Origin of the sequence: Nocardiopsis sp. LDBS1602 (assembly GCF_035818715.1) — a bacterium.
GTDB lineage: Bacteria > Actinomycetota > Actinomycetes > Streptosporangiales > Streptosporangiaceae > Nocardiopsis > Nocardiopsis alba.
The window spans coordinates 170,998-187,609 of sequence record NZ_JAYLVW010000001.1 but is presented as its reverse complement, the minus strand read 5'-3'; the positions used below and the strand labels follow the sequence as shown (position 1 = coordinate 187,609).

Annotated in this window: 14 protein-coding genes; 9 read left to right on the top strand and 5 right to left on the bottom strand. The window is 71.5% G+C overall.

From position 1 onward, the window contains the following. Positions 1-65: 65 nt before the first annotated feature. The 3 genes from U9J66_RS00840 to U9J66_RS00830 are packed head-to-tail and all read right to left on the bottom strand — an operon-like array spanning position 66 to position 4,352. On the bottom strand, positions 66-584 hold the full coding sequence (locus U9J66_RS00840) for a pyridoxamine 5'-phosphate oxidase family protein (RefSeq protein WP_161112218.1): 519 nt from the start codon (positions 582-584) through the stop codon (positions 66-68). After that, complete coding sequence (locus U9J66_RS00835) at positions 581-1,024, bottom strand: nitroreductase/quinone reductase family protein (protein ID WP_326336661.1); 444 nt, start codon at positions 1,022-1,024, stop codon at positions 581-583. Before U9J66_RS00835 ends, U9J66_RS00840 begins: the two co-directional genes overlap by 4 nt. Before the next feature lie 34 nt (positions 1,025-1,058). Beyond that, entirely contained in the window at positions 1,059-4,352 is a 3,294-nt protein-coding gene (locus U9J66_RS00830) for an AfsR/SARP family transcriptional regulator (protein ID WP_326336660.1), read from the bottom strand. Between the two features lie 148 nt (positions 4,353-4,500). Here U9J66_RS00830 and U9J66_RS00825 point away from each other — a divergent pair, with 148 nt between their 5' ends. From U9J66_RS00825 to U9J66_RS00810, 4 genes are all read left to right on the top strand, one after another. Further along, positions 4,501-6,123, top strand: coding sequence for an MFS transporter (locus U9J66_RS00825; protein ID WP_326336659.1), 1,623 nt, complete (start codon positions 4,501-4,503; stop codon positions 6,121-6,123). A gap of 154 nt (positions 6,124-6,277) precedes the next feature. Beyond that, complete coding sequence (locus U9J66_RS00820; protein WP_014909283.1) at positions 6,278-6,910, top strand: trimeric intracellular cation channel family protein; 633 nt, start codon at positions 6,278-6,280, stop codon at positions 6,908-6,910. Between the two features lie 309 nt (positions 6,911-7,219). After that, a complete protein-coding gene (locus U9J66_RS00815; RefSeq protein WP_014911878.1) occupies positions 7,220-7,942 on the top strand; it encodes a response regulator in 723 nt (240 codons plus the stop codon). Between the two features lie 66 nt (positions 7,943-8,008). Then, complete coding sequence (locus U9J66_RS00810; protein WP_161112223.1) at positions 8,009-8,386, top strand: VOC family protein; 378 nt, start codon at positions 8,009-8,011, stop codon at positions 8,384-8,386. Here U9J66_RS00810 and U9J66_RS00805 read toward each other — a convergent pair. Next, positions 8,383-9,288 (bottom strand): LysR family transcriptional regulator, encoded by a 906-nt coding sequence (locus U9J66_RS00805; RefSeq protein WP_014912988.1) that lies wholly within the window; start codon positions 9,286-9,288, stop codon positions 8,383-8,385. The genes U9J66_RS00810 and U9J66_RS00805 overlap by 4 nt on opposite strands. Before the next feature lie 114 nt (positions 9,289-9,402). On the opposite strand from U9J66_RS00805, the gene U9J66_RS00800 reads away from it, so the two are divergent. Next, positions 9,403-10,326 (top strand): threonine/serine dehydratase, encoded by a 924-nt coding sequence (locus U9J66_RS00800; RefSeq protein WP_017535293.1) that lies wholly within the window; start codon positions 9,403-9,405, stop codon positions 10,324-10,326. A gap of 162 nt (positions 10,327-10,488) precedes the next feature. After that, the gene (locus U9J66_RS00795; protein WP_041562034.1) at positions 10,489-11,160 is read left to right on the top strand and encodes a lysophospholipid acyltransferase family protein; all 672 of its coding nucleotides are present in this window, start codon (positions 10,489-10,491) and stop codon (positions 11,158-11,160) included. Here U9J66_RS00795 and U9J66_RS00790 read toward each other — a convergent pair. Then, on the bottom strand, positions 11,133-13,346 hold the full coding sequence (locus U9J66_RS00790) for an alpha-N-acetylglucosaminidase (protein WP_326336658.1): 2,214 nt from the start codon (positions 13,344-13,346) through the stop codon (positions 11,133-11,135). The genes U9J66_RS00795 and U9J66_RS00790 overlap by 28 nt on opposite strands. Before the next feature lie 148 nt (positions 13,347-13,494). On the opposite strand from U9J66_RS00790, the gene U9J66_RS00785 reads away from it, so the two are divergent. Genes U9J66_RS00785 through U9J66_RS00775 form a run of 3 tightly spaced genes read left to right on the top strand, consistent with a single transcriptional unit; the run spans position 13,495 to position 16,590 of the window. Beyond that, the gene (locus tag U9J66_RS00785) at positions 13,495-14,847 is read left to right on the top strand and encodes an ABC transporter substrate-binding protein (RefSeq protein ID WP_326336657.1); all 1,353 of its coding nucleotides are present in this window, start codon (positions 13,495-13,497) and stop codon (positions 14,845-14,847) included. Continuing rightward, on the top strand, positions 14,837-15,769 hold the full coding sequence (locus U9J66_RS00780) for a carbohydrate ABC transporter permease (RefSeq protein ID WP_014911189.1): 933 nt from the start codon (positions 14,837-14,839) through the stop codon (positions 15,767-15,769). The genes U9J66_RS00785 and U9J66_RS00780 overlap by 11 nt, the downstream gene beginning before the upstream one ends. Next, positions 15,766-16,590, top strand: coding sequence for a carbohydrate ABC transporter permease (locus U9J66_RS00775; protein WP_017535288.1), 825 nt, complete (start codon positions 15,766-15,768; stop codon positions 16,588-16,590). Before U9J66_RS00780 ends, U9J66_RS00775 begins: the two co-directional genes overlap by 4 nt. Positions 16,591-16,612: the final 22 nt, after the last annotated feature.

The following is a 16,612-nucleotide window of genomic DNA, read 5'->3' as shown; positions in this document are numbered from 1 at the left end:
GTGTCGGCACGCGCGTCGGCGGGAGGGAACCGACACGCCTGTCGACTCCCCCGAAGGGGAACCTCTCAACCGCGATCGCGCCGCCAGATCCGCGAGGGGACCCCGGAGACCAGGTCCCGGCCCCGCAGCACTTGGATCCGCCAGGGTTCCAATCGCAGGACCTGGAACCTCGGATCGTCGGGCCCCTCCCAGAAGCCGCCGGGATCGTAGCCCGCCCCCGGCGGGCTGCCGTGTCGGTACAGGTCCCATACGTGCTCCCGGACCCGGGGGTCGTCGATCCACTCGGCGACCACGTCCACCGACACCGTGTTCTGCGCCGGAGACCAGTAGGAGAAGGAGGCGTGCGGGTTGCCCCTCAGGTGCGCGGTCTTGACCGGGGTCCGATAGGTCCCCAACCACCCCAGGGGGACCTCCCCTCCGGTCTCCCAGACCGGGATCAACACCCTGGACCGGGGGCGTCCCTCCGCGTCGACGGTGGTCATGGTGGAGTAGACGACCGAGCCGACGATGGCGTCGAAGTCCTCACGGACGGCGGCGAAGTCCTGGACCCTGCCACAGCTTCGCGCGTGGGAGCCGGGGTTCACGACTCCTCCCCGAGACGCTCCAGGACCACGATCGGGATCGGCCCCGGGGCCTCCCGCGCGTAGCGGTGGTAGACCGGCGCCCGGTCGGTCATCAGCCGCCACAGACGGGTGTACTCCTCGCCGACGGCCTCATGGGCCAGGACCCGGAAACGTTCGGCGCGCACCTGGACCTCCGCCTCGGGCGTGGCCATGAGGTTGTGGTACCAGTTCGGCGTCGGCTGTCCGAACACCGAACCCGAGGCGACCAGGACGAGACGTTCCCCGTCCCGGCCGAAGAAGAGCCCGGTGCGATGGCGGCGGCCGCTGCGGCGGCCCACCGTGGTGATGACGAGGTTGGTGGTGCCGCCCTCCAGGTAGCCGTCCTCTCCATTACTGGCGAGGTAACGGCGGACGTGTTCGGCGACGGACGGATCGGGGCTGTCGGTCACGATGTCGTTCATGGCCCCACACTGCGACGAACGCCTTCGGGTTTCCTCAGGGTCGGCTTCGGACCGCCTCGGCCCAGGCCTCCTCCCGGCTCAGCGCCCGGCCGAGCGCGCGCTCGCGTTCACGGGGCCCGGGACGGAGGGCCGCCGCGACACGCTCCTCGATCCGATCCACGTCCCCCCGTTCCGCAGCGGGCAGGGGCGCGCCCACCGAGGCCCGCAGACTCTCGGCCGCGCCCAGGAGCCGGACCGCCCGCGCGGCGTCCCCGGCCAGAGAGTACGCCCCGGCCGTCCCTTCCAGAGCGAGCGCCCACGCGCGTGGGTCCCCGGTGCGTCGCGCGGCCTCCAAGCCGCGCAGGTGCGAACGGAGCGCCGCCTCGACGTCCCCTTCCACCTCGGCGACGAAGCCCAGTTCGGCCAGGATGAGCGCCGCGCCGAAGTCCGACCCCGTTCGCAGGTGCCAGTCGAGCCAGGCCTCCAGGTGCCGGCGCGCGGTGTCGAGGTCTCCCCGGCGGCGGGCGATCATGCCCAGCCCCAGCACGGCGGCCTCCTCGCCCACCACGTGGCCGTGGTCCACCGCCGTCCGGCGGGCGCGTTCGTGGAGTTCCTCGGCGCGCGCGAGGTCGCCCTCCAACAGGGCGATCCGGCCCAGGGAGATGAGGCGCTCGCCGACCTCGGTCCACAGACGCAGATCCTCGGCGACACGCATGCCCTCGCGATGGTGGCGGGCGGCCGTGGAGTGATCGCCGACGACCTCGGCGTACGACCCCAGCAGGGCGGCGGCCGGTACGAGACCCCACCGGTCGCCGATCTCGACGAACCGGGCCCTGCCCCGTTCGGCGTGCTCGCGTAGCGCGTCGAGTTCGCTGCGACCGTACGCCGCCCGGGCCCGGGTCAGGGAGACGGCCGCCGCTCCCCAGGGACCGGAGGCCTCGAAGGCGTCCAGGACGAGCCCGTTCCGAGCCCGGGCCTCCTCGGAGTCGGCGTCGGTGAAACCGATCCCGCTGTGCAGCAGGTACCAGCGGGCGCGCAGTTCGGCCTCGTCGGCGTCCGGGGACGTGAGGAGAGCGGGGTCCGGGTCGCTCCCTCCTCCGTGCCCGTAGGCCAGACCGGCCCGCCACAGCAGGGCGGTACGGCGCGCTCCGGCGTCGCCCCCGGGCATCTCCAGGGCCAGGTCCAGCAGTCGGCCTCCCTCCACCGATCGGCCCCGCAGCATCCAGTACCAGGCGAGGGCGTTCACCAGGCGCAGGGCCCGGTCGGTGGCGCCGATCCTTCGCGCGGTGGTCAGGGCCCGACGCAGGTCGGCCGACTCGGTGTCCAACCGGTCCAGCCACTCGCGTTGCAGAGTGGTGCGCAGACGCGGGTCGGCGCGCTCGGCCAGTCCGACGTGGTGGTCCAGGTGGCGGGAGCGGACCCGCTCCTCCTCCCCCGCCTCGCGCAGCCGTTCCAGCCCATAGGCCGCCACCGACTCCAAGAGCCGATAACGCGGACCGAACCGGTCGTGGGAGACCGTCACCAGGGAACGGTCCACCAGCGTCGTCAACGATTCCAGGACCCGGGCGGACGGAAGGCGCTCGTCGGCGCACACCGTCTCGGCCGCCTCCAGCGTGCAGCCCTCGGCGTGGACGGAGAGCCGTCGCAGGACGGCCCGTTCGGGCCCCTCGATCAGATCCCAGCTCCAGTCGATCATCGACCGCAGGGTGCGTTGACGATCGGGCGCGTCCCGGTAACCCGTGGACAACAGGGAGAAACGGTCGTCCATGCGCTCGGCCAACACCCGAACACCCAGAGAGCGGACCTTGGCCGCGGCCAACTCCAGGGCCAGCGGCAGCCCGTCCAGGCGACGGCAGATCGCGATGACCGCCTCGACGTCGTCGTCGGTGAGCGCGAACCCGGGGTCGGCGGCCGAGGCCCGTTCCACGAACAGGGCGACCGCCGCCGAGGAGACCGCCTCCTCCCTCCCCGCCCCCGGCTCGGGGAAGGGCAGCGGCCGGACCGGCCACACCCGTTCGGCCCCCAGGAGCAGCGGGGTCTGGCCGGTGACCAGCACGGTCAGGCCGGGTGCCCCGCGCAGCAGGGCCGTGACCACCGCGGCGACCGGTTCCACCAGGTGCTCGCAGTTGTCCAGGACCAGGAGGGCGTCGTGGGAACGGACCGCCTCGACCAGCCGACGCGTCCCCCGCTCCACGGAGACGTCCGGATCGGGTGCGGAGGCCGTGTCGTCGCGCACGCCCAGCCCCATGGCGATCGTCTCGACCACCGACGCCGTACAGGCGTGGGGCTCGGATTCGCAGAAAGGGTCGACCCCGGACAGATCGACCAGATGGACCCCGTCCGGTCGCTCGACACCGGCCGCCACCGCCAGAGCCAGGCGGGTCTTGCCCACCCCGCCGGGCCCGGTGAGGGTGACCAGCCTGGAGCCCTCCAGAAGGGAGACGATCCGCGCGACCTCCTCGTCCCGGCCCACCAGGGAGGTGGCGGGTCCGGGCGGGAAGGAGGGGCCCGGATCGGTCGGGGTGGGAGGAGAGGCGGCGGAGGAGGTGTCCAGGACCGCCGGCCCCATGATGGACGGGGCCCTCGGTACGGGGCCGGGATCCTCATCGAGCTCTTGGGCGAGGATGGCCCGGTGCAGTTCGGCGAGGGCGGGCCCCGGGTCCAACCCCAGTTCCTCGGACAGGCGCGTGCGAAGACGGTGGTAGCCGTCCAGGGCCTCGCTCTGACGACCCGCGCGGTACAGGGCCCGCATGTGGGCGGCGCGCATCCGTTCACGGAGGGGATGACGCTCGGTCAGGTCGCCCAACTCGTCCGCCACCAGGTCGTGCTCGCCCAGTTCGAGGCGGGCCTCCGCCTGTTCCTCCAAGGCGGTGAGCCTCCGGTCCTCCAGCCGGGTCGTGACGATACGGGCGAAGTCGTGGTCGGCGAACTCCCCGAAGGCCGGACCGCGCCACAGGGCCAGGGCGTCGGAGATCAGGGCGGCGCGGACGGCGGGGTCGGGCGCGGCGCGGGCCCGGGCGAGCAGGTCGTGGAAGGTCTGGGTGTCCACCGACCCCGGTGCGACGTCGAGCAGGTAGCCCGGAGGCCGGGAGACCAACGCCCCGCGACCGCCCTCCTCCGCCTCGTCCAGGACACGACGCAGTTGGGAGGCCCGGGTCTGGAGGGAGGCCGTCGGGTTGGCCGGCAGGTCGGAGCCCCACAGGTCCTCGATCAACCGGTCCGCGGGTACCAGCCGTCCCGGCTCCACCAACAGACCCGCCAATAACAGGCGCACCTTGAACTCGGGCACCCGGACGAGGTGCCCTCCCGAAGTCCACACGGCCAACGGGCCCAGCACCCCGAATCTCATGCGCCAACGATAGGGCCTGCTCGAGAGGGCGACCGTACGCCCTGGTCAGGACGGCCGATGGAGACCCTGAGCCGTTCCGAAGAAGGTCCGGAGCCCCGATCGGCACGGTGGTGACCGTTCACCTCGACCTTCGAAGGGACACCGTTCAATGTCCACGTCCATCGATATCCCACCCCGGGCCGACGCCCGGATCCGGCTGGGCCTGGTGGTACTGCTGCTTCCCACGGTGCTGCTGTTCCTGGCCATGACCGTCCTCTTCCTCGCCACACCCCACATCGCCGCCGACCTGAACCCCACCGGCGGCCAGCTCCTGTGGATCAACGACGTCTACGGGTTCGTGATGGCCGGTTTCCTGGTCACCATGGGCACCCTCGGCGACCGGATCGGCCGCCGTCGCCTGCTGCTCGCCGGAGCGGCGCTGTTCGGCGTCGCCTCGGTCGCGGCGGCCTACGCGCCCGGCCCGGAGGTACTGATCGCCGCCCGCGCCCTGATGGGGCTGGGCGCCTCCGCCATCATGCCCGCCACCCTGTCCCTGTTGACCGTGATGTTCCGGGACGAGCGCCAACGCGCCACCGCGATCGGCCTGTGGGCGGCCTCGGTCTCGGCCGGTGTGGCCCTCGGCCCGCTCGTGGGCGGGCTGCTCCTGGAGGCCCTGTGGTGGGGCGCGTCCATGCTCATCGGTGTCCCTGTGATGTTCCTGGTGCTGGTCGCGGTCCCGTTCCTGGTCCCGGAGTACCGCGCTCCGAACGCCGGAAGGCTGGAGCCGTTGAGCGTCCTGCTGTCGCTGGCCGCCCTGTTGCCGTTCGTCTACGGGGTGAAGAAGCTCGCCGAGGAGGGCGTGGCGACGGCGCCGACGATCGCCCTGGTCGCCGGGATCGTGTTCGGCGTGGTGTTCGTTCGTAGACAACTCCGTCTGGACGACCCCCTACTGGACATGCGGCTGTTCCGGGATCGGGTGTTCAGCGGCTCGCTGAGCGTCTTCCTCCTCGTCGCCGTCGCCCTGGGCGGGGTGTACCTGCTGTTCACGCAGTACCTTCAGTTGGTCGCCGAGCAGTCGCCGATGCGCGCGGGCCTGTGGGTCCTGCCCGCCGCGATCGGTCTGGTGATCGTCTCGACGGTGACCCCCGCGATCGCCCGTCGCGTACGGCCCGCCTACGTCATGGCGGCGGGGATGGCGCTGTCGACCCTCGGCTGCCTGATGCTGACCCGGGTGGAGGGGGCCGATGGGCTTCCGCTGCTGGTGGCCGCCTTCTATGTGCTCTACCCGGGCATCGCTCCGACGATGGCCCTGGTGCCGGGGCTGGTCATCGGCTCCGCTCCGCCGGAGAAGGCGGGCGCGGCCTCGGCGGTCAACACCACCGCCAGCGACCTGGGCACCGCCCTCGGCGTGGCCCTTCTGGGCAGCGTCGGCACGGCGGTGTACCGCGCCGGGATGGCCGACACCGCCCCCGACGCCGCCCGAACGCTGCCGGGTGCGCTGGAGGCGGCGGCGGAAATGCCCGGCGCCGCCGGCGAGGCCCTCGCCCTGGCGGCACGGACCTCCTTCACCGACGGTCTGACCGTGGCGGCGTGGGTGGCCGCGGCCCTGTCCGCGACGGCGGCGGTGCTGACCCTGACCCTGCTGCGTCGGGTACCCGCCACCGGCTCCGCAGAGATCGACACCGGTTCGAGGACCCGCGTGGACGAGGATGTGCCACCGAAGGACACCACCGACGTGCGGACCTCCACGGAGTGCCTCGCGCCCGGCGAAGGAGAGCCCGTCACTCCTTGAGCCCACCCGCGGTCGGGGTCGGCGCGGAGGTCTCCACGCCGACCCCGACCCTCCCGTTCCGGCGTGCCGCCCGGACCGCACGCGCGGGGAACGGGGCGGGCGTGATGGAATCATCGGCATCGACCCACCTCGCGCAAGGAACCCTCCACCGGCCATGTCCACTCAGAACGTCCTTCTCGTCCTCGACCTCCTCGGGATCTTCGCCTTCGCCCTGGACGGGGCCCTGACCGCGATCCGCACCGCGCGGGTCGACATCGTCGGGGTGATGGCGCTGGGGGTGGTGACCGCCATCGGCGGCGGCGTCATACGCGACGTCCTGCTCGGCGAGACCCCGGCCACCTTCCAGGACTGGCGCTACCTGACGACCGCGCTGGCCGGCGGCACACTGGCGTTCTTCCTCAGTCGTCGGCTCACCCACCTGGCCAAACCGATCCTGTTGTTCGACGCCGCCGGGCTGAGCCTGTTCGCGGTCATCGGGGCGACCAAGGCCCTGGCCTTCGGGTTCGGACCGCTCCAGGCGGTCCTGCTGGGCGTGCTCAGCGCGGTGGGCGGAGGCACCATCCGCGACGTCCTGCTCAACCGGGTGCCCACCGTGCTCAGCGCCAACTCGCACCTGTACGCGATCCCCGCGATGCTCGCCGCCGGGATCGTGGTCCTGGCCGACCTGGTCGGGTTCTCCGCCGGGTGGATCGCGGTGGTCGGCGCCCTGGTCTGCTTCACCCTCCGGACGCTGGCGTTGCGTTACCGCTGGAACGCGCCCAACCCTCCCGGCGCCCCGCCCCTGTGACCGACGCGAAGTCCACGGACGCCGGGTTTCGGTCGGTTCCGAGGAAAGAGCGAAGTGCCGAGAACGGCCCCTTTCCCGACCGCTCATGGGATAATCGCCCGGGAGGACGGAACGCGAGGTTCCCCCTCGCCCGCGCCGGTCGCGAGAGCCGGATCCACGGGTGTCGGGGCCGTGCGAACGGCCCCGGGGCCACGGCTCCCGAACGTCCCTCCCCCAGGGCGACGAGGGACCCGGGTTCCGGCCGAATCGGTCCCCTTTCCCACGAAAGGGAACCGGAAAACGGCCCGTACAGAAGAGGAGTCTTTTTCGGTGAGCCCCCACCCCCCCGGACCCGTTCCGCTCCCCCACCCCTCCGATGACGAGGAGGAGAGCGCACGCCCCATCAGGGTGCTCGTGGTGGACGACCACGCCCTGTTCCGACGCGGGCTGGTCTCGGTCCTGGACGACGAGGACGACATCGACGTCGTCAACGAGGCCGGGGACGGGGACGAGGCGGTCCGACTGGCCACCGAACTGCGCCCCGACGTGGTCCTCATGGACGTGATGATGCCCGGCTCCACCGGTATCGAGGCCTGCCCCCGCATCCGCGCGGCCGTCCCCGAGGTCAAGTTCGTGATGCTGACCATGAGCGAGGACGAGAGCGACCTGTTCGAGGCGTTGAAGGCCGGCGCCACCGGCTATCTGCTCAAGGAGATCGCGGTCACCGACATCTCCCGGGCCGTGCGCACCATCGCCCGGGGCCGGTCGTTCATCGAACCCTCCATGGCCACCAAGCTGATCGCCGAGTTCGCCGAGTTGGCCAAACAGGACAGCTCCCCTCCGGCCAGGGCGGAGCTGCCCCAGCTCACCCCCCGCGAGACCGAGGTGCTGAAGCTGCTGGCGCGTTCGATGAACAACCGGGAGATCGGCGAACGGCTGTTCATCACCGAGAACACCGTGAAGAACCACGTGCGCAACATCCTGGAGAAGCTCCAGGTGCACTCGCGCACCGAGGCCGCCATCTACGCCGTGCGCGCCCAATACGTCGCCTGACCCGGACCACCGAGGGGTGTGGAAAACGGGTGGTGTTCCGGTTTTCGGGATGTCAGGGTGGCGCGCATGATCTCGACAGTGCTGAACGTGGCCATCGACTGTGAGGACGCCTACGGGCTCGCGGGTTTCTGGAGCGCGGTGACCGGACGTCCCGTCCATCCGGAGAGCAGGCCGGGCGACGAGGAGACCCTGGTGGAGATGGCCGAGGGGCCGACCCTGTACTTCAACCAGGTGCCCGAGGCCAAGACGGTCAAGAATCGGATCCACCTGTGTCTGCGCCCCGACACCTCGCGGGAGCGGGAGGTCGAGCGGCTGCTGGGGCTGGGCGCCACCTTCGTCGCCGACCATCGGCGCCCCGACGGTTCGGGCTGGGCGATCCTCGCCGACCCCGAGGGCAACGAGTTCTGCGTCCTGCGCGGCGAGGACGACGCGCCCGTCCACTAGCGGGCGAGGGTCCGTGCGGCGGCGCGGCGCAGGGTGGTGACCATGGCGGACACCGGTTCGGTCGGACGACGGCGGTGCACCGTGTAGATCTCCCGTGCCAGACGGGCCCCGCGCAGGGGGCGGGCGACCCACCCGTCTCCGTGCGCGGCCCCCAGGATGCTCCGCGGAAGGAGGGCCACCCCCATGCCCGCCTCGATCAGGGCCAGCGCCACCTCGTAGTCGCGGGTCTCGTAGGCGACCCGCAGTCGTACCCCCGCCGCCTCGGCCGCCGCGTCCAGACTGACCCGGTTGTGGATGCCCGGGGCCCCGCAGATCCAGTCCTCGTCGGCCAGTTCGGCCAGGGAGAGCTCCCCGTCGGCGAGCGGGTGACCGGCCGGGGCCGCCACCATGAGCGGATCCACCAGGAGCCGTTCCCGGTGCAGGCCGCCCGTGCGGGGCGGAGGGACGCCCGGATAGCGGTGGGTGATGAGCAGGTCGAGGTCGCCGGAGGTGACCAGGTCGTGGCCTCCGGGCGGTTCGATGTCGGACAGCGACAGGCGCACGTGGGGATGTTCGTGGCCGAACACCGCCAGGGCCTCGGGCAGCAGCACCTTGCCCGCGCTGGCGAAGGCGCCCAGGGAGAGACGGTCCGCCCGCTCCCCCGAGACGGCGCGTACCGCGGCCTCGGCGTCGCGCAGTTCGCCCAGGACGCGTTCCCCGTGTTCGAGCAGGACACGGCCGGCCTCGGTGAGCGTGGCGCCGGTGCGTCCGCGTTCGACCAGCCGGCAGCCGAGTTCGGTCTCCAACTTGGTGAGCTGTTGCGACAGGGCCGAGGGGGTGAAGGAGAGCCGTTCGGCGGCGGCCGCGATCGATCCGGCGCGCGCGATCTCGACCAGGACCCGCACCCGATTGGCGTCCAGCATCCGGCCTCCCCTCGCGACACTCCGTACCGAATCAAAGTCTGACACAAAGTTTCGCTTAATCATCTTTAGCAGACACAACTTTAAGTTAATCGCCGGTAGCGGCAGAGTGGGACCATGAGCACCACGACCGCGCCCGCCGTGCCCACGGCCACCGACGTCCGTGCCGCCGCCGAACGCATCTCCCCCCACACCAGACGGACCCCGGTGATGCGCGCCGAGATCGACGGGCGGACCCTCACCCTGAAGCTGGAGCAGCTCCAGCGCACGGGCGCCTTCAAGCTGCGCGGCGCGCTCAACGCCCTCATGGGCGGCGAGCCCACCGACCGGGTCATCACCGCCTCCGGTGGCAACCACGGTCTGGGCGTGGCCACCGCCGCGAAGATCCTGGGCGTGCGGGCCACGGTCTACGTCCCCGAGACGGTCCCCGAGGCCAAGGCCGTCCCCTTGGCCGCGACCGGGGCCGAGATCGTCCGGGTGGGCGAGCACTACGCGGTGGCCGCCGAGGCCGCCCGTCACCAGGCGGAGACCGAGGGGATCCGCTACCTGCACGCCTTCGACGACGCCCTCGTGGTGGCCGGTCAGGGCACCGTGGGGCTGGAGGTGGCGGCCGACGCCCCCGAGTGCGACACGATCGTGGTGGCCGTGGGCGGCGGCGGTCTGGCGGCCGGGGTGCGGCTGGGAGCGGACGGCCGTCGTGTGGTCGCGGTCGAGCCCGAGGGCTGCCAGAGCATGCACGCGGCGATGGCGGCGGGACATCCGGTCACCACCCCGGTGGAGTCCGTGGCGTCCTCGGCGTTGGGCGCCGCCACCCTGGGCCGGGTGCCCTTCGAGGTGCTGCGCGCCCACCCGGTGACGCCCGCGCTGGTCAGCGACGCCGAGATCATCAGCGCCCAGACCCGTCTGTGGCAGGAGTTCCGGATCGCCACCGAGCCCGCCGCGGCCGTCCCCTTCGCCGCCTGGCTGGCCGGACGCGTGCCCGGCGAGAACCCGTGCCTGGTGGTGTGCGGGGCCAACGCGGACTGGCGTCCGGTCGACTGACCGGGGCCGGAACCCTTCCACGGGGGTGTGCGTTCGACCGTTCTCCCCCGTTTCCCTCCCTTTGGGTGACCTGGCGCACTCTATGTGTGCCACGCCATTGTTACCGCCGGGTCACCCTTACATTGGGTGCGGCGTTCGTCCGACCATCCCAAGGGAGAACACGTGCTCTACGGTGCGTTGCGGCAGACCGCGGCGATCCTCGCCCGGACCTTGTGCCGCCCGACCATCGAGGGCCGTGAGAACGTCCCCGCCACCGGGTCGGTCATCCTGGCCAGCAACCATCTGTCCTTCGTCGACAGCGTCGTCATCCCGTTGTCGGTCCCCCAGCGCCGCGTCCGCTTCCTCGCCAAGTCCGACTACTTCGAGACCCCCGGGGTCAAGGGACGGCTCACCAAGACGATGTTCGGCGCCCTGGGCGCCATGCCGGTCCGACGCGGCAGCTCGCGCGACGCCATGGTGGCCCTGGAGACGATGTTGGACCGGCTCAACGAGGGCGAGGCCTGCGTGGTCTACCCCGAGGGCACCCGTTCCCGGGACGGACGCCTGTACCGGGGCCGCACCGGCGTCGCCCATCTGGCGCTGGAGTCCAAGTCCCTGGTCGTGCCGGTCGGGATCAGCGGCACTCAGAAGGTCCAGCCGGTGGGCGCCGGCGTGCCGCGTCCGCACCCCTTCACCGTGCGGTTCGGCGAACCCCTGGACTTCTCCACCGGCTTCGACCACCTGACCCCGGCCAAGGCCCGCAGGGCCATCACCGACCGGGTCATGGACGCCATCCACGAGTTGACCGGCCAGGAGCGGGCCGACACCTACAACGACCACGGCTCCGCCGACTGATCCGGCCCGATGCCCTCCGCCGGTGGACGGCCCGACGGGGTGGCGTCGCCGCCGTAGCGGTCCAGGAGGCGACGTGAGAGGGCGAGCGTGCCCTCGGTCGATCTCGGCGGGAGCGGCGCCCCTCGTTTGAGGAACCGGTCGGCGTGCTCGGTGAGCCGATCGTCGAGCCGCGCCTGGGCGCGGTCCGGTTCGTGCACGGCCAGTGAGGCCCCCTCGCCCCAGGACTCCCAGCGCGGACGGTAGTAGCCGCCGACCAGCCCCGACCACAGACGTCCGGCGTAGTCGTCGAGCCGGGGGTCGTCCAGGGTGGTCCAGACGGTGAGGACGCGTCGGGCGTTGTCGGTCAGGACCCGGTGGTCCTCGGTGCCGGTGGCCCAGGAGGTCGCCTTGGCCTCCCAGGTCCGATAGCGGTACTCGGGGCGGGTCTCCAACAGGGCGTCCAGGTCGTCGAAGACCTCAAGGAACCGCTCCAGGTCTCCTTCGGGGAGCTCCGGGTGGTGGTCGAGGTGTTCGACCATCTCCAGGTAGCGGTGGTCGGCGACCCGGGACAGGACCGCCATGGCCACGTCGACCAGGTCGTGCCCCAACGGCCCCTCGACCGCGAGGGGGTCGGTCTCGGCCCCGGCCACCAGGCGTTCCCAGGCCGCGAGCAGGTCGGGCCAGGGGTACCAGACCAGGGCGGTGACCTCGGCCCGGAGCGCGGACGAGTCCTCCAGGTGTCGGTAGTGGGGCCGCAGGGTGAGGACCCCGTTGAACTGTTCGGGGAAGATCCGCACGCCCGAGGCGCCCAGGACGGTGCGCAGCAGCCCCCGCCATCCCTCCAGGAGCGCCGGGTCGTGACCGGGGCCGTAGCGTTGTGCGACGAAGTCGGGCAGCCATTCCTCCTCGACCCGTCCGGTCCGGGTCCAGGCCTGGTCGACGACCAGTTCGAAGAAGGCCGGGTTGTTGCGGGTGGCCTCCATGGACAGGCCGATCCCCTCGGGCGGGTGGGCGGAGTCCTTCGCCGCGCCGATCCGGTCCACGGCCCCTTGGAGGTCGGCCATCGGGTCGGTCCGGCCGCCGAAGTTCAGCAGGGCGCACCAGGTCCAGGGCGTGCCACCGAAGGCGTGGAAGCGACTCCACTGGGGGTCGTACTCGGCCCACAGGTCGAGCAGGTGCAGATGGTCGTCGGGGATGGCGTCGAGGAAGGCCTCGACGCGTTCGGGGCTCCAGAAGTCGCTCTGGTAGGAGAAGGGCCAGGTCTGGAGGAACCACACCGCGCGGGGGTCGGCCCGGGTGAGCCCCTCGATGGTGGCGCGGGCGACCAGCCCGGGGAAGCCGGGGTCGGAGTCGACCGGGATCATCTCGATGAAGGGGTCGATCGCGTACCGGTGGTCGGTACCGAAGAGCTCCTTCTGGGTCTGGACGATCTCGGCGCAGAGCGTGGTGTAGAGGGGGTCGGTGGGAACGAGGACGTGGGTGACCAGGCCCTGCCAGGTGCGGCTCCCGGTCCGGCCGGGGGCCAGCGAGGGCGGGACGTGTCCGGTGAACCCGGGCAGGACCGGGGTCATGCCCAGCGCGCGCTGGCGCTCCAGCACCCGGCGCCCCAGTTCGCGGTGGCCCTCGATCCACGACCGGGGCATCGGCCCGGCGAAGTGGTCCAGGTTGCCCATGTACTGCCAGGGCAGGTAGCCGGGGCCGCCGATGAACTCCCGGACCCGTTCCTCGTCCATCCCGAGCCGGACGTAGGTGTCGTACAGGACGGCCTCGTGTCCGGTCAGGGTGAGCGGGGTGGTGACGCCGTGCAGCGCCATCCAGTCGATCTCGCGTTCCCAGTCGGCCCAGTTCCAGTAGGCGGCCGTGTAACCGGTGGTGCAGAAGTTGAGGTGATAGGTCCGGTCGACCTCGGCGACGCCGCGCGTGGGCGGGGCGTCGGGCAGGGAGGAGACCGGTAGCGGCAGGACGGTGTCCCAGGACACCGAACGCCCGCACACCCGCCGCAGGTAGGTGTGCAGGCCCACGGCGGCCGCGATCGGGTCGGTCGCCGAGACCGTGAGCGTTCCGCCGTCGGCGCGGTACTCGAAGGAGCGCCGCTCGTCCTCGTGCTCGCGCAGGCGCAGCGGTCGATGCGCGGAGCCGAGGATCCGACGGGCCAGCGCGTCGATGGCGGCGCCCCATGCGGGCGTGTCCCGTGCGTCCTCGATCATCCGCGTGCCCCTTCGGTCAGGATACGAATCGATTACGTACAGTACATAACCATATTCGGTATGGATAGAAGCGGAACGGGTAGGGCGTGTGCACGCGCCCTGTCCCCGCGGTCCCACCACCGGCCGAACCCGACCCAGGGAGGGCGCGATGTCCCCTCGTTCAGAGACGACCGCCCCCGGTCCGCCCCCGCGGCGGGCCGGTCCCGTCGCGGCGGGCGCGGCCTCGATCCTCCTGCTCACCTCGTGCGCCGTGCTGACCGCCGGGGACCGGCTGGACAACGTCCCCCACGACGTCTCCACCGACATCACCGACGAACCGGTCGAGCTGGTCGTGGCCTACACCGACGATCCGCCCGTCACCGAACTCGTCGAGGGGTTCACCGAACTCCACCCCAACGTCTCGATCGAACTCCAGCAGACCCCGTTCAGCGACTACATCAAGACCGTCACGCTCGCGATGTCCTCGGAGGACCCGCCCGACCTGGCCCAGTACAACCCGGGGGCCATGCGGTCGCTCATCCCGGGCGGCTACGTGCTCGACCTGGATCCCTACTCCGAGGCCTACAACTGGGAGGGATCCTTTCCGGCCGCGAGCCTGGAGCCGTTGCGCGCCGACGAGGACGCCGCGCGCTTCGGCGAGGGGAGTCTGTACGCGGCGCCCGGCGCGCTCTCGGTCATCGGGGTGTTCTACAACCGGGAGCTGTTGGCGAAGGCCGGAGTGGAGGAGCCACCCACCACCCTCGAGGAGTTCGAGGAGGCCCTGGAACGGGTCGCGGCGGCCGGCATCGTCCCGTTCGACGTCGGCGGCCTGGGGGTGGGCGGCATCCACCTGTGGAACGCGCTGCTCAACGCCCACGGAGATGGAGGGGCCTACCGCGACTGGGTGCACGGGGTCCCGGACTCCACCATCGAGACCCCCTCCGCGCTGGAGGCGACCCGGACCTTCACCCGCTGGGTGGAGGCCGGATACGTGCCCGCGAGCGCCAACGCCACCTCCGACGACGACGCCAGGGCCGACTTCGCCACGGGGAGCGGCGCCTTCCTGGTCACCGGCAACTGGGCCGCCTTCGAACTGGACGAGGCGATGGGAGAGAACGTCGGCTTCTTCCCGATGCCCGGCGTCGACGCCGACCAGGAGCCCCTGATCTCCGGCTCCAGCGTCTCCTTCGTCATGTCCTCGCAGACCGAACACCCCGACGTGGCCGCCGCCTTCCTGGACCACCTGAGCTCGCCCGAGTCGGCGCGGATCCAGCTCGGGGCCGGGTTCATGCCGGTGGACACCGACGTGACCGCACAGGAGGGAGGCGTGTTGGAGGAGATCAACACGGCCTATACGCGGGTGGCCGAGGAGGAGGGCATCGTCCCCTTCCCCGACTTCGTCACCCCCGGCATGATCGACCGGCTCACCCCGGGCGCCCAGGGGCTGACGTCGGGGACCCTCGACGAGGAGGCCTTCCTCGCCGAGATCCAGACCGAATGGGACCGGGTCCATGGCCGGTAGCGCGCTCCTCCGACGCGGGAGGGAGGAGACCGGGCGGCGTCCGGGCGGTCGTGGAAGAGGGGGACGCTCCCGGTGGCGGGCCTGGCTCTACCTGCTGCCCGCGCTGGTCGTCTACCTGGGCTTCGCGGTCTACTCGGGGCTCAACACTCTGCTGTTCTCGTTCCTGCACTGGGACGGGTTCCAGACCCCCGCCTGGGCCGGACCGGACAATTACGCCCGGGTGCTCACCGACCCGCTGCTGTCCGGGGCGATCCTCAACGCCCTGGTGCTCATCGTCTTCTTCTCGCTGATCCCGATCGCCGTGGGGCTGCTGCTCACCGGGCTGCTCCTGGGGCGGGTGCGGCGCGGGATGACCTTCTACCGCACCGTGTTCTTCCTGCCCCAGGTTCTGCCGTTGGTGGCGGTGGGCACCACCTGGCGCTGGCTGTACGCCGACGACGGCATGATCAACCAGGCGTTGGAGGCGGTGGGGGCCGGTTTCCTGACCCGCGCCTGGCTGGGCGACCACGATCTGGCGCTGTTCGCGCTGGGGCTGATCGGCACCTGGTGCATGAGCGGCCTGTGCATGGTGCTGTTCCTGAGCGGGGCCCAGCGGATCGACCCGTCGCTGAACGAGGCGGCCGCCATCGACGGGGCCGGGCCGGTGCGCAGGTTCATGAACGTGACCCTGCCCGGGCTGCGCCGCGAGATCGGTATCGCCGCGGTCATCACCACCATCGCCGCGCTGGCCGGCTTCGATCTGGTGTTCGTCACCACCAACGGCGGTCCGGCCGGCCAGACCAACGTGCCGGCGCTGCTGGTGTACCGGCTCGCCTTCAACGAGGGCTCCATCGGCGCCGCGAGCGCGCTCGCGGTGGTGCTGACCCTGCTGGTCATCGTGCTGGTCGGCGCGATCCGTCTGCTGACGCGGGAGGAACGTTGAAACCGGACGCGATCGCGACCGCCCTGCGCTATGGGCTGCTGAGCACTCTGGCGGCGCTGGTGCTGCTGCCGTTCCTGGGGATCGTCCTGGCCTCGCTGCATCCGGCCGGCGGCCAGGTGCCCGGGTTCTCCCTCCCCGAACGGTGGTCGTGGGAGAATTTCCGCCTGGCCTGGGAGACCGGCGGTTTCGACCGGCTGATGTGGTCGGGCACGGTCATCGCGGTGTTCGTGGTGCCCCTGACGGTCTGCTTCGCCACCCTGGCCGGGTACGCGCTGTCGATCCTGGGGGTGTGGGGCGGACGCGCTCTCTCGCTCGCCTTCGTCCTCGGCCTGACCCTTCCGGTGGAACTGCTGGTCATCGCGCTGTACTTCAACCTGCGCGAGGTGGGGATGACCAACACCTACACGGGGGTGATCCTCGCCGAGGTCGCCCTGTTCCTGCCGTTCGGCGTGTACTGGATGCAGTCGCACTTCGCCTCGATGCCCCGGGAGCTGGTGGAGGCCGCCCGGGTGGACGGGGCCCGGGACCTCACCGTGCTGGCCCGGGTGCTGCTGCCCGTCTCATGGCCGGCCATCACCACCCTGGCGGTCCTGGTGTTCATGTGGTCGTGGAACCAGTTCCTCCTGGTCCTGGTGATGATCCAGGATCCGGCGTTGCGCACGGCCCCCACCGGGCTGGGGTTGTTCGTGGGCCAGTACGGGACCGACATCCCGCTGCTGTCGGCGGCGACCCTCCTGGTCATCGCCCCCATCGTGGTCGTCTACCTGGTCTTCCAGCGCAGCTTCGTCAACGGCCTCACCCAGGGCGCGGTGAAGGGCTGAGCCCCCGTCGTCCCCGAACGTC

What these genes read in the sequence shown, in the direction of transcription:
- U9J66_RS00790 (WP_326336658.1), bottom strand. Translation starts at nt 13,346, where the DNA reads ATGATCGAGGACGCACGGGACACGCCCGCATGGGGCGCCGCCATCGAC.
- U9J66_RS00800 (WP_017535293.1), top strand. Translation starts at nt 9,403, where the DNA reads ATGAGCACCACGACCGCGCCCGCCGTGCCCACGGCCACCGACGTCCGT.
- U9J66_RS00785 (WP_326336657.1), top strand. Translation starts at nt 13,495, where the DNA reads ATGTCCCCTCGTTCAGAGACGACCGCCCCCGGTCCGCCCCCGCGGCGG.
- U9J66_RS00835 (WP_326336661.1), bottom strand. Translation starts at nt 1,024, where the DNA reads ATGAACGACATCGTGACCGACAGCCCCGATCCGTCCGTCGCCGAACAC.
- U9J66_RS00820 (WP_014909283.1), top strand. Translation starts at nt 6,278, where the DNA reads ATGTCCACTCAGAACGTCCTTCTCGTCCTCGACCTCCTCGGGATCTTC.
- U9J66_RS00830 (WP_326336660.1), bottom strand. Translation starts at nt 4,352, where the DNA reads ATGAGATTCGGGGTGCTGGGCCCGTTGGCCGTGTGGACTTCGGGAGGG.
- U9J66_RS00780 (WP_014911189.1), top strand. Translation starts at nt 14,837, where the DNA reads ATGGCCGGTAGCGCGCTCCTCCGACGCGGGAGGGAGGAGACCGGGCGG.
- U9J66_RS00825 (WP_326336659.1), top strand. Translation starts at nt 4,501, where the DNA reads ATGTCCACGTCCATCGATATCCCACCCCGGGCCGACGCCCGGATCCGG.
- U9J66_RS00805 (WP_014912988.1), bottom strand. Translation starts at nt 9,288, where the DNA reads ATGCTGGACGCCAATCGGGTGCGGGTCCTGGTCGAGATCGCGCGCGCC.
- U9J66_RS00810 (WP_161112223.1), top strand. Translation starts at nt 8,009, where the DNA reads ATGATCTCGACAGTGCTGAACGTGGCCATCGACTGTGAGGACGCCTAC.